Origin of the sequence: Agrobacterium sp. SORGH_AS_0440, assembly GCF_031453135.1 — a bacterium.
GTDB classification, from domain to species: domain Bacteria; phylum Pseudomonadota; class Alphaproteobacteria; order Rhizobiales; family Rhizobiaceae; genus Agrobacterium; species Agrobacterium pusense.
On sequence record NZ_JAVIYR010000001.1, the window covers coordinates 207,015 to 220,220 of the forward strand.

The following is a 13,206-nucleotide window of genomic DNA, read 5'->3' on the forward strand; positions in this document are numbered from 1 at the left end:
CCGTCACCCCGGTCCTGAGCCGGGGTACGGCTGCGTTCGTCATCCGCCGACGCGCGTTCTTCGACACCGTACACGGCAGTTGAAATCATTGACGCTCCGGTGCTCTCGGCTCACCCCCCTCTGTCCGGCAGGACGGAGGGGGGTGAGCCCGGAGCACCGGAATCTCAATAATTTTCAACCGCTGTGCAGGGATGATTCCCCTACCGCAAAGAATTCTATCTCCTTGATTTCGCGAATCGTCCGAACGTAAAAGCGGTTCCGCTTTTGCCGGAAATGCTCTAGAACCATGCCAGCCGGCGGGAATGACGCCCCGCCAATCAGACACAGATACGAAAGACCGATGCCCCATGCCGACTGTTGCCCCGCTTGATATCGAAGGCCACGTGGTCTCGACCCATTTTCTCGGCGACATTCCCCTGTTTGCCACCGCCGCCGGCACCATTCACCGGCTCGATGGCGGCGAGAAGGTGACTGAGGCGCATGACGGGCTCTTGACCTGCATTCGCGACCCCTACAGCGCCACGCTGCTTTCCGGCGGCGAAGACGGGCGTGTGCTGCGCATCGGCCATGATGGCAGCCTCAGCGAAATTGCCAACGTGCCGCGCAAATGGGTGGGCGTCGTTGCCGGCGGGCCACAGAAGGCGGTTGCTTATGGTGTCGGCAAATCCAGCTTCGTGCGGCTGCCGGACGGTACGGTCAAGGAATTCAAGGAAGAGCGCACGGTGGAGGCGATCGCGTTTGCGCCCAAGGGCCTGCGCATTGCCGTTGCCCGGTATAACGGCGTGACATTGCATTGGGTCGCCACAGCAGGCGACCCGGTCGATCTCGAATGGAAGGGCGCGCATACCGGCATCACCTTCTCGCCCGACGGCAAGTTCCTCGTCACCACCATGCAGGAAAATGCCCTGCACGGCTGGAAGATGGAAGCCACCAAGGGCGGCATGGAGGCCCGCCATATGCGCATGACGGGTTATCCCGCCAAGGTCAAATCCGTTTCCTGGTCGGCAAAGGGCAAATGGCTCGCCTCATCGGGCGCACCGACCGCCATCGTCTGGCCCTTTTCCGGCAAGGATGGTCCGATGGGCAAGGCCCCGGAGGAACTCGGCACCCGCGCCAACATCATGGTCACCAATGTCGCCTTCCACCCCGTGGAAGATGTGCTCGCCATCGGGTTCATCGACGGCATGATCCTCGGCGTGCGCCTCGCAGATGGCAAGGAAGCCCTGCTGCGTCGTCCCGGCAAGGGTGCGATCACATCCATGGACTGGAGCGCCACCGGCAAGCTGCTCGCCTTCGCTTCAGAAGCGGGCGATTGCGGGATTATCGACATTTCGGCTTGAGGGCTGGCCGCCCGCGAGGCGGCCGCTTATCCCACCGCCAATCTCGCTCCCTCATCCTGTGCTTGTCACATGAATGAGGGTCGTCCGCAATGTCGCCGCCAAGCCTTTGTGCAGGATTGCTGCCCCCTGCAATACCCTACTCTCCCACCTGCCGCCGCGTGAGGAACAGGAGCAGCAAAGCCGCGCCCGCACCGACCGAGGCGAGCCGGATCGAGGCCCCGAAGCTGGCATATTGCGATACGAATCCCATTAGCGGCACCGCAAACAGCGCAGCGAGAAAAATCGAATTCATATAGAGCGCCGTTGCCCGCGCCGTGCGTCCACGGGCAAAGCCCTGCACGAAGGTCAGACAGGTGCCGGCGAAAAGGCCGTAATAGGCACCCTCCATCGCAGCCCCCACCAGCATTGCGGGCAGGGTCGTGACCGAAGCGATGATGTTGAAGGCGATTATCGCCGTTATCGCCGCGCCGCTCAGCAGCAGCCGTGCGCTGATCCGGCGCATGATGCGCGGCGCAAGAAGAATAAGCAGAACTTCCATGGCGCATTTGACGCTGAGCGACAGGCCCGGCGCATAGTCCGGCAACCCCACTTCACGCACCAGAAACACCGGCAATGCCGAAGCGCAGAGCGCATGGGCGAAAGACATGCAGAAACTGGCCGCGGCGGCGAGAAGCAGCGGCATATTGCGAGGTGTGTCGCCCTCGCCCTGCGGCCGCCGTTCCATCGGGCTTGTCTGGTTCAACGGCACGACGACGAGCGCAAGACCGCCCCAGATGACGGCCATCAGCATGGCATTCACGAATACCGCCTTCGCACCCGCAAGGTCGAAGATCAGATAGGCGGCGGCGGGGACCAGCATCCATGCCAGCGACACCATCGTCCGCAGGAAGGCATTATAGGCGGCCGTGTCCAGCCCCTTCACCCGGCCATGATACCGGCCGTAACTGAAAATGAGCGTGCTTGCGGCGTTGGAAAGCCCCATGCCGGTCGCCGTCACGGCCACCAGCAGCGCCATATGCCCAAAGCTTGCCGCCGCGGCCGCGACAAGAGCGCCGCACACCGAAAGCAACAAAAGCGGCTTCACCCGCATCCCGGCATCAACGCGCTCACCATAAACACGGCTTGCGACAATCGAAGCCAGCGCCGCCGTCACACTGTAAAATCCGACGGTGGCCGGCGGATGACCAAGCACCTGAATGATGTAGAAGCCGATAAATGGCACAACGGCGGCATTGGTGCTGCCGGCAATGAAGACCAGCAACGCGATCATATAGGCCTGGCGATCAAAAGCGCCCGGCAAAGTGCTTTTTTGTTGCATGGGAATCGTCTGAAGGCTGGCAAGCGAGGGTGGCACCCACCATCACATCAAAACGCTCCGCTGTTCAAGCCTGAGCTCAACACTGCATGCCGTTTCGTCGCTGGAAGAAGACGAGACCTCTTCTCTCCACTCAGGATTTCTATCGCCCACGGGCTGGACCTGCTTCAGCGGAAAGCAAGTGTCGTTCGATTAAGGGCACCCGCCCGGAGATGTTCTCGCCACCGGGCAGATTATGGATTGATACTGCTTGACTGTCGCCCCGACGCGTTCGGCCGGGACGAACAACCGCCAATCAGAACTTCACGCCGAGACCGACGTTAACAACGTGGTCGCTGAGCTTTCCATCGGCAGAGAGGTTCTGGATAGTATAGGTTTTCTTGCCGAAATCGTTGTAGCGATATTCGAGACGGCCGAATATGTTGTCGGTGAAGGCGTAATCGATACCCGCACCAATCGTCCAGCCATTCAGCGTCTCGCTCGTGTTGCCGAAAGGCGTCTTGATCTTGCTGTTTGTGGCGGTGTAGCCGCCGGCGGTGTAGATCAGGGCGCGGTCGACGGCATAGCCGGCGCGCAGACGTGCCGAACCGTTCAAGCCCGAGGAAACCTTGCTGAGCTCGATCGTCTTTTTGCCCCAGGCGTAACCGAGGTCGCCCTCGACACCGAGAACGACTGACGGCGCCACTTCCGCATTGTAACCGGCAAAGCCCACGAAGCGACCGCCATCAAAACTATGCTTTTCGGTGTCACCGTCTTCCGTGGCTTTCAAACGGTTCCAGCCATAGCCACCGGAAACACCGGCGTAAAAACCATCCCAGGAAAAGGCAGGCGCAGCGTCGCTGACAGCAGGCGCCGCCGGAATGTCGCTAACGGCATCAGCAGCAATGGCTGCGCCGGAGAGAACGCCAAGTGCGGCGAAGACTAGAAATGATTGTTTCAACATAAATTGCTCCTTCAAAACTGCCCTACCCGCCACGAAGCGGGCCTCGAACATAGCCGCCGCCGAAATCACGGTCACAAAGACGAGTCGGGGACACGTTCTAATTGAAGCATCCAAACGTTAAAAACAAGTAACAATGACACCAAAACCAAAGAATAGAAAATTATATTGTATATTTCTACATTATAACTTCTTATTTCATTTGAAGTAAAATTAGAATATCTAAACATAAATACACCGGATGCACGCATCTTTCTAAGGCACTTCAAGGATCGGCGAGCGCGACGACGCAGCTGGATCATCCTCCAAAAAAAGGGAGCCCGAGGGCCCCCTTCAGTCATGCGATGCGCCGTTTGTTCTTGCCGGAAATACCATGCGTCACACACACGCAACTCTGGGCTCGTTACCGGCTTATGCGCTTCGCGCATCGTCTGCGTCGAAAATCCCTGATGATCTTCGAGCTGTCCCGTCAGAGCGGGATGGCGAAAGACAATGGTTTCGCCATCCCTTTCTTCATTCCTTAGTGCCGGCGCTTCTTGCCGCCGTCATTCTTGTTGTCGATGACATCGACGGACGTCTTGTTGCCATTCAGCACGCCGTTCAGGATGCCGGTCTTGTTGCCATTCAAAATCCCGTTATTGGACAGGATGCCACTGACACCGAGATCGATGCTCGGCGAAACCACGACAAGGGCGCCGCCCTTGTTGCTGTTGCCGGACAGGATGCCACCCAGAAGACCGCCCGCATTGGCCTGACCAACGGAAGCGACAGTAAGAATAGCGGCTACACAAGCGAACTTTGCAATCATTTCTCTCTCCTCTTTTGTTTGATCACGCCATCTGGCGTAACTGAACTGTATATTTAGAGGATTCTAATTCAAGCAAAGGCTAATATTACAATAAACGATTAACACTAATACTGGCGATTTTAATCAAATACTACATATCTCGCCTCCGCTCTTTCGCTCCTTTTCCTGACAGTATCGGCAAGGCACCTTTGGCGAAGACAGTAAAACCGGGCAGGAAACTTTATTAACCATCCAAATATAAGATATTGCTTAATTAGCGACCGGAGATGCAAATGCGGCTGGGGGGATATATCGCGCTTGTTCTCGGGCTTGCCTGCGCCTGCCGCGGGTGGGCGGGAGAAAAGGCCGATGAGCACACCATCACCTACAAATCCGGCATCTCCTATGACAGCAATTATTTCGCCGACACCAATCGGTTGAGCGCCATTTCGCTGCGCGCCGGCTTCGGGCTCACGGGCAAGATCACGCTTGAAGGGGCGGAACTGCGTTACTCGCTTGAGCAGGAAGAGGTTCGCCTTCCCCGTTATCGTTTTGCCAATGAGCATAACACCATCGCGTCGCTGGGTTTGACCAGACGCTTTTCCGAAAAGCTGGAATGGGCTCTTGAGTTGCGCGGCACCCGCAGCGATGCCGGCGATATTTTCCTGCACCTGCCGGAAGAAAATATCGGATACAGGCAACTGGATCACAAGCTTGAAGCCTCCTCCCAGCTTGGCATCCTCGCCCTTGGCGGCAAGAACAAGCTGACTGCCAGCCTTGCCAGCCTGATGAAAGGCGAGGCGCGTTTCCGCCCGGCCTATTTCATCCCCACGCGTCTGGAGGCCAATGAGGCGCTCCTGTCGCTGAAGGCGGAACATGAACGGCCACTCGCCGGCGGTGAGGCTGGCATCACGATCGCCTATGACCGCATTCTCGTGCCGGAAGGGCAACAGGAAAAATATGAGCGGTTTCCGGCCCATACGCTGCGCGGCTCGCTTGCTTACGGCTACAGGTTCTCGAACCGTCTCGCGGTGCTTGCCGAAGCTGGGCTGACCTCCATTTCCGGAGACGAGATCAGCGACAAGGTGAAACGCACCCGGCCTTATCTCCGGGCGGAAGCCGAGCTGAAGGCCACGGACCGCATCGCCTTCGGCGTGGGCTTCTCGCAGGATTACGCCCTGTTCGATCCCGACGACCCGATCGCCGAATTTCACCGTCGCTGGCAGTTCGTCGTGAAAAGCAGGCTGGCCGAGAAGGTCGGCCTGGACCTCGCGCTGCAGCAGGTCCACAAGGACTGGATCTATTACAATTACGATACCAGCGAGCGCCGGCTGGTCGCCACCCTCTCTTTCGATACCGGCAAAAACAGCAAGCTGGAGGTGGAGTTCAACCGACTGCTGCATGACGAGCGCGATACCGACCTTGCCTATGATGGCTCGAGCGTCACCTCGCGTTTCAGCGGCACCTTCTGAACTCCGTCTCAACCTGCGCGAAGGTTCGGACGCATCGGGTCGAAATTCGGTCCCAATTTCTGCTAGAGTCAGACCTTCCAGATTCGACGGCAGGACAGACCGGATAATGTACAGACGATTTTTGCTTCTCGCGGCCGGCCTCGCCTGCATCCCCGTCGCCGCCTCCGCGCATCCGCATATCTTTGCCGAAGCCCGGATGGAAATCGTCGAGGGACCGAACCGGACCATCCAGGAAGTGCGCAACATCTGGCGTTTCGACGAGATGTTCTCAGCAAGCGTTGTGATGGATTACGACAAGAACAGCGATCTGAAACTCGACAAGGACGAGCTGGCCGAAATCGGCAACACCGTGCTGGAATCGCTGGCCGAATATTCCTATTACACCTTCATCACCGCTGACGGGAAACCGGTGGAGTTCGGTAAACCCGACGCCATTCATGTGGATTACAAGGACCAGCAGATTCTGATGTTCTTTTCCGTGAAACCGCTCAAACCTCTGGCGGTAAAGGGCAGGCTCAGCTTTGGCGCGTGGGATCCGACGATGTACACGGCGATCGATTTCGCCAAGGACGGCGATATCGCCACCGAGGGCAAGGATTTGAAGGCCTGCAAGCAGCATGTGGTGCGCCCTGATCCGGACGAAGTGATCTCCCAGAACCAGAATACGCTCACCGATGCCTTTTTCAACGATCCCACCGGTACAGACATGACCAAGCTCTTTGCCACGCGGCTGGAGGTCACATGCTGAGCCGCCGGGTCGGCCTGCTTGCCGTCGTCATCGGCGTCATTGCCGTGGCCGGCGCGGCCCATGCGCAATCGCCGCTCGGCATAGGCTCGGCCGAACCGTCCTTTTCCGTCGGCGGGCCTTTCGCCCCGTTGATGCAGTGGATCAACGTGCACCAGCAGATGTTCTACCGGGCGCTGACCGGCGCGCTGAAGGCGATGCGCGAGGACAGCTGGGCGCTCGGTTCGCTGATCGGCCTCTCCTTTGCTTATGGCGTGTTCCATGCGGCCGGTCCCGGCCACGGCAAGGCGGTCATCTCCTCCTACATGATCGCCAATGAAACACAGCTGAGACGTGGCATCGTCATCTCCTTCGTCTCGGCGCTCATTCAGGGCGCTGTCGCGATCGGCCTTGTCGGCGCGGCCTGGCTGGTGCTGCGCGGCACCTCAATTACCATGACGAAAGCGACACAGGCGATGGAAATCGCCAGTTTCGCCATGGTCGCCCTGTTCGGCGCATGGCTGCTGGTGCGAAAACTCTGGTCGCTGCGAATCCGGCGCGAGCCGGCCACCGTTTTCGCTGTGGCGGGTGAGGCACCGGCGGCAAGAACCACCGGCATGGGCACGGGGCTGCGGTTTCAGGGCAAACCGGTTTTTGCCGATCACGCCCATGACGGCTTGGGCGATCTCTGCACCGCCTGCGGCAAATCCCACGCGCCCGATCCGATGCTGCTGAGGGCAAAGAACTTCAGTCTTCACGAGGCATGGTCAGCCATCATCGCTGTGGGGCTCAGGCCCTGCTCGGGCGCGATCATCGTCATGAGCTTCGCGCTTTTGAACGGGCTTTATCTTGGCGGTGTGCTCTCCGTCCTTGCGATGTCGCTTGGCACCGCCATCACGGTCTCGGTCCTCGCCATCATGGCCGTCTCCGCCAAGGGTCTGGCCGTGCGTTTCGCCGGCCCCGGCAGCCGCAGGGCGGCCGGTATCAGCCACGCGATCGAAATCGCCGGTGCGCTCTTCGTCTTGCTGATGGGCCTGATGCTGCTCGGCGCGTCGCTTCAGTTCTGATCGTTATGGCGTCGCTGGTAACGCGCCCGCAGCCAGAACAGCAGGAAAAAACAGAGCACCGCCACCGTGCCGAAGGCGGCCGCCAGCCAGGGCGAATAATCGCCGAGCCACAACATGATTTTAGGCATGATGAAGAATATCAGCCCGAAGCCGAGGATGATGAGCACCGCGGCAATGGCAGGCGACCAATCCTTTCTGGCGGTTGGCGTCTTGGGCTTTGGCTTTTCAGGCGTTGGCATGGGCAAGCTCCGCGCGAATATCCTCAAGCTTGCGCTTCTGCGTGCCGTCCGCTGTAAAATTGTCCGGTGAAAGCCAGGCCTCGAAGGCCCTGCCGATCAGTGGCCATTCGCCGTCGATCATGGAAAACCACGCCGTATCGCGATTTTGCCCCTTCGAGATCATATGCTGGCGGAAGACGCCTTCGAAGGTGAAGCCATAACGCTTCGCCGTCGTCTTGGAGGGCTCGTTTTCGTTGTGGCATTTCCACTCGTAACGGCGATACCCCAGGTCCTCGAACACATGCTTCGCCATAAGGTAATGCGCCTCGGTGGCAAGCGGGGAACGTTTCATCTTCGCCCCATGGGCGACGGAGCCGACTTCTACCACGCCATTGGCGGGATCGGGCCGCATGTAACTCGCCATGCCGACGATTTCGCCCGTTGTGTTTTCGACAAAGACCAGCGTCACCCAGTTAAGCTTTTCGCCAGCGCCAACCAGCCAGTCGCCAAAGGCATCCGCATCGGGAAAGGCGCTTTGCGGGAAATATCTGAGCAGCGCATTGGTGCCCTCGCCGCCAAGCGCAGCCCAGAGTTTTTCCAGATGTTTGTCGCGATCGAACGGTTCCGCCGTTACATAACGGCCCTTCAGCACCACCGGCTGCGGCGCCGGACATCCCTTGAATTCACTCAGATCGCGCATTCTCTTCCCCATTTGCTGGGAGAAGGATTAGGGCAAGCGGGGCGGGATGACAACAGTGGATGTGGGGGTGGGATGCGGTGATCTCGGCGGGGCGCTTATCATCCTCGGTGGGCGTGGCTCACCCCCCTCTGGCCTGCCGGTCATCTCCCCCTCAAGGGGGGAGATCAGCGGGAGGCCCTACCGCCGCTTCAATCGCAAATGTCGAAAGAGGTGAGATGTAGCCGCCTGTCGATCTCCCCCCTTGAGGGGGAGATGCCCGGCAGGCCAGAGGGGGGTGAGCCACACGCTCAAACCTCATGCCCAAGTCCAAACGCCAACCTACACCTTCGCCGCCACCACCGTCGCCTCGATGTGATCCACCAGCGCATCCGGCAACCCAAGCCGCCCGGCAAGAAGATCGAGATACCCCCGCTCCGCCCGCGTATCGGCCTCGATGGCAAGCCGCGAGGCGGTATAAAGCTCCACCTTCTGCTCTTCCGTACGGGCAGCGGCCACAAGGGCGTCTATGTCGAGCGGATCGGCCAGTTCCTTTTCGAGGAAACGCTCGGCTTCGCTATCGAGGCCGGAAACCTGCACCTTGTCCATGATATTGGCGCGCTCTTTCTCATCGATATGCCCGTCGGCCTTGGCCGCCGCGATCATGGCCTGGATGAGCTTCAGCGCGAAATCATTGGAAAGCGCCGGCGACTGCGGATGGAAAGCGGAATCGGCGGGCGGAGCGAGAAGTTCCGGCTCGGGTTTCGGCGCGGCTTCCGGCGCCTGTCCTGACTTGTAATTCTTGTAGGCGAGGTAACCGAGGCCAGCGATGGCGGCGACACCGCCGATGGTGGCGACGTTGCCGGCAAGCTTGCGGCCGGTTTTGGTGCCCAGGATTGCGGCGGCGAGAGCACCGGCCTTGAGGGGATTGTTCTTGGCGATATCGGCGGCCTGCCCGGCTCTGTCACGGACGCTTCCCGAAAGGCCCGGCACCTGCGAGCCGAGGAATTGTTCAAGAAGCTTCTTGGCGTCGAACATCAAAATCTCCTGTAGAGGTCAAATCTACAGGGGAGATAGGAAGCCGTGGGCCGAATATAAATGTCAAACCCGCTCACGCCTTCGTGAACGGGTTTGACAGGAGACAAATCAGCCGCGCAGCGCAGCAGCTTCGGCGGCAAGCTTGGTGATGCCCGCCCAGTCACCCGTCGCCACCAGTTCGCGTGGGGCAACCCAGGAGCCGCCGACGCAGACGACGTTCGGCAGGGAGAGATAGTCGTTGGCGTTCTTGAGCGATACGCTGCCGGTCGGGCAGAAGACGGTGCCGGCGAGCGGCGAAGACAGCGCCTTGAGGTAAGGTGCGCCGCCAGCCTGTTCGGCCGGGAAGAACTTCAGCACCTTGTAACCCTCGTCGCGCAGCGCCATGACTTCGCTGGCAGTGGCGGCACCCGGAAGCAGCGGCACCCTGGAGCTGCGCGCGGCTTCCAGCACGCTCTTGTTGATGCCTGGGCTGACGATGAAGGTGGAACCGGCTTCGGCAGCCGCCTCGAAATCCTTCGCATTGAGAATGGTGCCGGCGCCGACATTGGCGCCTTCCACTTCCGCCGCAACAGCACGGATGGCGTCCAGCGCGGCCGGCGTGCGCATGGTGATCTCGATTGCCTTCAGACCGCCAGCGACCAAAGCACGCGCAAGCGGCACGGCGGAGGCGGCGTCATCCACGATCAGCACCGGCACGACCGGCTGAAGTTTCAGGATGGAGAGAAGTTTTTCGGAGTCCTGGGCCAAGATGAGCCTCCTTGCGCGATTGAAACGATTGAAATCCCGTTTATCGATTAGCCTGCCCCGGCTTTGATGTCGAGGCATGGCAAGGCCATTTTTTGCCCTGATACTTCAATCAATTCGCTTCTTCATCAAGCTGTCTTGCGATAGTCTGGCGCACCAGTTTGCGGAGACAGCATGGCCAAGGAAATCGAACGGAAGTTTCTTGTTGCAGGCGGTGAATGGCGCGATGAGGTAACGCATAGCATGGCTTTCCGGCAGGCCTATGTCGCCTCCATGGAAAATCGTTCGGTCAGGGTGAGGATCGTCGACGGGCGTGACGCGACACTCACCATCAAGATCGGCGCAAGCGCGCTCGTCCGCGACGAATATGAATATCCCATCCCGCTGGACGATGCCGAGGAACTGATGGCCAGCGCGCCCGGCGTGGTGATCGAGAAGACGCGGCACACGGTTGATCACGGCGGCTTCACCTGGGAGATCGATGTTTTCGAAGGCCGATATAAGGGGCTTATCGTGGCGGAAGTGGAGATGGATGACGAAAATGCCGATCCGGATCTTCCTGCCTGGCTCGGCAGGGAGGTAACGGGCGACAGGCGCTTTTCCAACCAGTCCCTCGCCACGGATGACCAGAGCGGAGACCTGTCGGATGCCTTTCAGAATTGATCCGAAAAAGCCCTTTGACGATGAAATCCGCCGCGCCGGCCTGGAATTGATCGAAGAGACGGTCACCATCCTGCGTGACCGTCCGTCCGGCCCGCACGAGGCCGTGCACGATGCGCGCAAGCGCTTCAAGCGGCTGCGGTCCCTCTACCGCCTCATCCGAAAGGCGGCGCCGGATTTCAGCCGAGAGGAAAATGCCCGTTTCCGGGATATTGCCCGTTCACTCGCCTTCGCCCGTGATGCGACGGCATTGGTGGAAACGGCGGAATATCTGGAGGCTTTCGCGCTCTCCGATACACAGGGTGAGGCGCTGCGGTCCATCACGGCGATGCTGCGCGCGCGTCGGGATCATGCGGTGAAATACGAGGCCGCTCTCGACGAGGCGATTTCTGCGGCCATCACCGGCTGCGAGGCGGGACGTGAACGGCTGAAGACGCTATCGCTGCCGGATGAGCTCAAGGACAGCGCCCGGCTGCTGAGGACAAGCTGGGCGCGGCAGAGGAAACGGGCGCGACAGGCGCTGGCCGATTGCCACGAGCGGGCCGATGTCGAGCATTTTCATGAGTTGCGCAAGGCCGGCCAGACCTACTGGATGCATCTTGGTCTGATGAGGCGTATCTGGCCATCCGCCATGCGCGCCAAGCGCGCCGATACCAAGCGACTGGTCGACATTCTCGGCCACGAACACGATCTCTCGGTTCTCGCCGCCGTGGCCGACCGCGAGCCCGACCGCTTTGGCAACGGCGAACGGCTGGCGCTGCTGCTCGACGCCATCATCGAAAGGCAACAGGCGCTGCGTGCCGAAGGCCTTGAACTGGCAGATGAGGTCTTTTCCGAATCTGCCCGCACGGAAAGCCGCATCGTCGGCCTGCTGTGGCGGCAGGCGGCGAAGTAGGCCAAACGCCACTTTCGGCGCTCGCTCACCTCCGTCATTCCGGCCTTGAGCCGGAATCCAGCCAGCCCAAGTCCCTGGGCTGAAAAGACTTGTCCCGCCGCGCAGACGCGCGTCGGCTGGATTCCGGCTCAAGGCCGGAATGACGGAGGCGGCATTGCGACATCCTGTTGCCTGCACACGGCAGCAGGAATGACAGGAAGCCCACAAATCCTCCCGATTGACGATTTTCAAAATACCCGAACCCACCGATAAATATTGCTTTGCGGCCGCCGTCGCTGTATTTCACCGGCCATGACCGACACGACCATTCTCCCCCGCCCGGAAGTCTCTGGCGATTTCCTTGTGGCCGCGCTTTACCATTTCGCCCGCCTGCCGCGGTTCGAGAGCCTGCGTGAGCCATTGTTCGAGCTCTGCCAGAAGAACGGCGTCAAGGGCACGTTGCTGCTGGCCGCCGAGGGCATCAACGGCACGATCGCCGGCCCGGATGCAGGCGTTCACGCCGTGCTTTCCTTCCTGCGCGCACAGCCAGAATTTTCGGCATTGGAGCACAAGGAAAGCCGCGCCTCGCACATGCCTTTCGTGCGGCTGAAGGTGAAGCTCAAGAAAGAGATCGTCACGATGGGCGTGCCTGATATCGATCCGAACCGGATCGTCGGCACCTATGTCGACCCGCGCGATTGGAACGAATTGATCTCCGACCCGGACACGATCGTCATCGATACCCGCAACGATTACGAGACCGCCATCGGCGTCTTCAAGGGTGCAGTCGATCCGAAGACGAAAACCTTCCGCGAGTTTCCGGACTGGGTGAAGAACAATCCCGGCCTGCACAACAAGCCGAAGATCGCCATGTATTGCACCGGCGGCATCCGCTGCGAAAAGGCCACGGCCTTCATGAAGGAGCAGGGCTTCGACGAGGTCTATCACCTCAAGGGCGGCATCCTGAAATATCTGGAAGAAGTGCCGGAAGAAGAAAGCCTGTGGGAGGGCGCCTGCTTCGTTTTCGACGAGCGTGTGTCGGTGGTGCATGGCCTGGCCGAAGGCGACCACCAGCTGTGCCACGCCTGCCGCAACCCGATCACCCCGGAAGTGCGCCTGTCACTCAAGTTCGAGGAAGGCGTCTCCTGCCCGAGCTGCTACGATGAGCGCAGCGAAGAAGACCGCCAGCGCTTCCGCGACCGGCAACAGCAGATCGACCTGGCAAAGAAGCGCGGCGAGCGGCATCTTGGGCGGTAAGCCCAGGTAGCTATAGGACTGTATCTAAATTTGGATAGAGCGGCGCCGCGTGTTTCTTCTCCCCGCCGGGGAGAAGAAACGAGAAGCGACACGT

Annotated in this window: 14 protein-coding genes; 7 read left to right on the forward strand and 7 right to left on the reverse strand. The window is 60.0% G+C overall.

Annotated elements, in window-relative coordinates; genetic code table 11:
- The first annotated feature begins 347 nt into the window (after positions 1–347).
- The gene (locus QE453_RS00995; protein ID WP_309776190.1) at positions 348–1,340 is read left to right on the forward strand and encodes a WD40 repeat domain-containing protein; all 993 of its coding nucleotides are present in this window, start codon (positions 348–350) and stop codon (positions 1,338–1,340) included.
- A 136-nt stretch (positions 1,341–1,476) separates the two neighbouring features.
- Here QE453_RS00995 and QE453_RS01000 read toward each other — a convergent pair whose 3' ends face one another.
- From QE453_RS01000 to QE453_RS01010, 3 genes are all read right to left on the reverse strand, one after another.
- Positions 1,477–2,658 carry an MFS transporter gene (locus QE453_RS01000; protein ID WP_042936845.1) on the reverse strand — a complete coding sequence of 394 codons (1,182 nt, stop codon included), beginning with the start codon at positions 2,656–2,658 and terminating at the stop codon, positions 1,477–1,479.
- Between the two features lie 292 nt (positions 2,659–2,950).
- Positions 2,951–3,598 (reverse strand): porin family protein, encoded by a 648-nt coding sequence (locus QE453_RS01005; protein ID WP_309776191.1) that lies wholly within the window; start codon positions 3,596–3,598, stop codon positions 2,951–2,953.
- 517 nt (positions 3,599–4,115) lie between these two features.
- Positions 4,116–4,403 carry a hypothetical protein gene (locus QE453_RS01010; protein WP_004433441.1) on the reverse strand — a complete coding sequence of 96 codons (288 nt, stop codon included), beginning with the start codon at positions 4,401–4,403 and terminating at the stop codon, positions 4,116–4,118.
- Between the two features lie 272 nt (positions 4,404–4,675).
- On the opposite strand from QE453_RS01010, the gene QE453_RS01015 reads away from it, so the two are divergent.
- The 3 genes from QE453_RS01015 (at position 4,676) to QE453_RS01025 (ending at position 7,645) form a co-directional block, all read left to right on the forward strand.
- Positions 4,676–5,854 carry a hypothetical protein gene (locus tag QE453_RS01015; protein ID WP_244455328.1) on the forward strand — a complete coding sequence of 393 codons (1,179 nt, stop codon included), beginning with the start codon at positions 4,676–4,678 and terminating at the stop codon, positions 5,852–5,854.
- A 106-nt stretch (positions 5,855–5,960) separates the two neighbouring features.
- Entirely contained in the window at positions 5,961–6,602 is a 642-nt protein-coding gene (locus tag QE453_RS01020) for a DUF1007 family protein (RefSeq protein WP_004445173.1), read from the forward strand.
- Complete coding sequence (locus QE453_RS01025) at positions 6,596–7,645, forward strand: nickel/cobalt transporter (protein WP_108081583.1); 1,050 nt, start codon at positions 6,596–6,598, stop codon at positions 7,643–7,645. The genes QE453_RS01020 and QE453_RS01025 overlap by 7 nt, the downstream gene beginning before the upstream one ends.
- On the opposite strand, the gene QE453_RS01030 is transcribed toward QE453_RS01025, so the two are convergent.
- The 4 genes from QE453_RS01030 to QE453_RS01045 form a co-directional block, all read right to left on the reverse strand.
- Positions 7,636–7,884 (reverse strand): hypothetical protein, encoded by a 249-nt coding sequence (locus QE453_RS01030; protein ID WP_309776192.1) that lies wholly within the window; start codon positions 7,882–7,884, stop codon positions 7,636–7,638. The genes QE453_RS01025 and QE453_RS01030 overlap by 10 nt on opposite strands.
- Positions 7,871–8,563 carry a GNAT family N-acetyltransferase gene (locus QE453_RS01035; protein ID WP_004445180.1) on the reverse strand — a complete coding sequence of 231 codons (693 nt, stop codon included), beginning with the start codon at positions 8,561–8,563 and terminating at the stop codon, positions 7,871–7,873. The genes QE453_RS01030 and QE453_RS01035 overlap by 14 nt, the downstream gene beginning before the upstream one ends.
- A gap of 318 nt (positions 8,564–8,881) precedes the next feature.
- Positions 8,882–9,577, reverse strand: a complete 696-nt coding sequence (locus QE453_RS01040; protein ID WP_004445183.1) for a tellurite resistance TerB family protein — start codon at positions 9,575–9,577, stop codon at positions 8,882–8,884.
- 108 nt (positions 9,578–9,685) lie between these two features.
- On the reverse strand, positions 9,686–10,324 hold the full coding sequence (locus tag QE453_RS01045; RefSeq protein WP_006700245.1) for a 2-dehydro-3-deoxy-phosphogluconate aldolase: 639 nt from the start codon (positions 10,322–10,324) through the stop codon (positions 9,686–9,688).
- A 171-nt stretch (positions 10,325–10,495) separates the two neighbouring features.
- On the opposite strand from QE453_RS01045, the gene QE453_RS01050 reads away from it, so the two are divergent.
- The 3 genes from QE453_RS01050 to QE453_RS01060 all read left to right on the forward strand — a co-directional run bounded on the left by QE453_RS01050 (position 10,496) and on the right by QE453_RS01060 (position 13,112).
- Entirely contained in the window at positions 10,496–10,984 is a 489-nt protein-coding gene (locus tag QE453_RS01050; protein ID WP_309776193.1) for a CYTH domain-containing protein, read from the forward strand.
- On the forward strand, positions 10,968–11,876 hold the full coding sequence (locus QE453_RS01055; RefSeq protein WP_309776194.1) for a CHAD domain-containing protein: 909 nt from the start codon (positions 10,968–10,970) through the stop codon (positions 11,874–11,876). The genes QE453_RS01050 and QE453_RS01055 overlap by 17 nt, the downstream gene beginning before the upstream one ends.
- Before the next feature lie 291 nt (positions 11,877–12,167).
- Entirely contained in the window at positions 12,168–13,112 is a 945-nt protein-coding gene (locus tag QE453_RS01060) for a rhodanese-related sulfurtransferase (RefSeq protein WP_309776195.1), read from the forward strand.
- The last annotated feature ends 94 nt before the right edge of the window (positions 13,113–13,206 follow it).

Excerpts from the sequence above, each read along its gene's own strand:
- QE453_RS00995 (WP_309776190.1), top strand. The coding sequence starts at position 348 with ATGCCGACTGTTGCCCCGCTTGATATCGAAGGCCACGTGGTCTCGACC.
- QE453_RS01000 (WP_042936845.1), bottom strand. The coding sequence starts at position 2,658 with ATGCAACAAAAAAGCACTTTGCCGGGCGCTTTTGATCGCCAGGCCTAT.
- QE453_RS01005 (WP_309776191.1), bottom strand. The coding sequence starts at position 3,598 with ATGTTGAAACAATCATTTCTAGTCTTCGCCGCACTTGGCGTTCTCTCC.
- QE453_RS01010 (WP_004433441.1), bottom strand. The coding sequence starts at position 4,403 with ATGATTGCAAAGTTCGCTTGTGTAGCCGCTATTCTTACTGTCGCTTCC.
- QE453_RS01015 (WP_244455328.1), top strand. The coding sequence starts at position 4,676 with ATGCGGCTGGGGGGATATATCGCGCTTGTTCTCGGGCTTGCCTGCGCC.
- QE453_RS01020 (WP_004445173.1), top strand. The coding sequence starts at position 5,961 with ATGTACAGACGATTTTTGCTTCTCGCGGCCGGCCTCGCCTGCATCCCC.
- QE453_RS01025 (WP_108081583.1), top strand. The coding sequence starts at position 6,596 with ATGCTGAGCCGCCGGGTCGGCCTGCTTGCCGTCGTCATCGGCGTCATT.
- QE453_RS01030 (WP_309776192.1), bottom strand. The coding sequence starts at position 7,884 with ATGCCAACGCCTGAAAAGCCAAAGCCCAAGACGCCAACCGCCAGAAAG.
- QE453_RS01035 (WP_004445180.1), bottom strand. The coding sequence starts at position 8,563 with ATGCGCGATCTGAGTGAATTCAAGGGATGTCCGGCGCCGCAGCCGGTG.
- QE453_RS01040 (WP_004445183.1), bottom strand. The coding sequence starts at position 9,577 with ATGTTCGACGCCAAGAAGCTTCTTGAACAATTCCTCGGCTCGCAGGTG.
- QE453_RS01050 (WP_309776193.1), top strand. The coding sequence starts at position 10,496 with ATGGCCAAGGAAATCGAACGGAAGTTTCTTGTTGCAGGCGGTGAATGG.
- QE453_RS01055 (WP_309776194.1), top strand. The coding sequence starts at position 10,968 with ATGCCTTTCAGAATTGATCCGAAAAAGCCCTTTGACGATGAAATCCGC.
- QE453_RS01060 (WP_309776195.1), top strand. The coding sequence starts at position 12,168 with ATGACCGACACGACCATTCTCCCCCGCCCGGAAGTCTCTGGCGATTTC.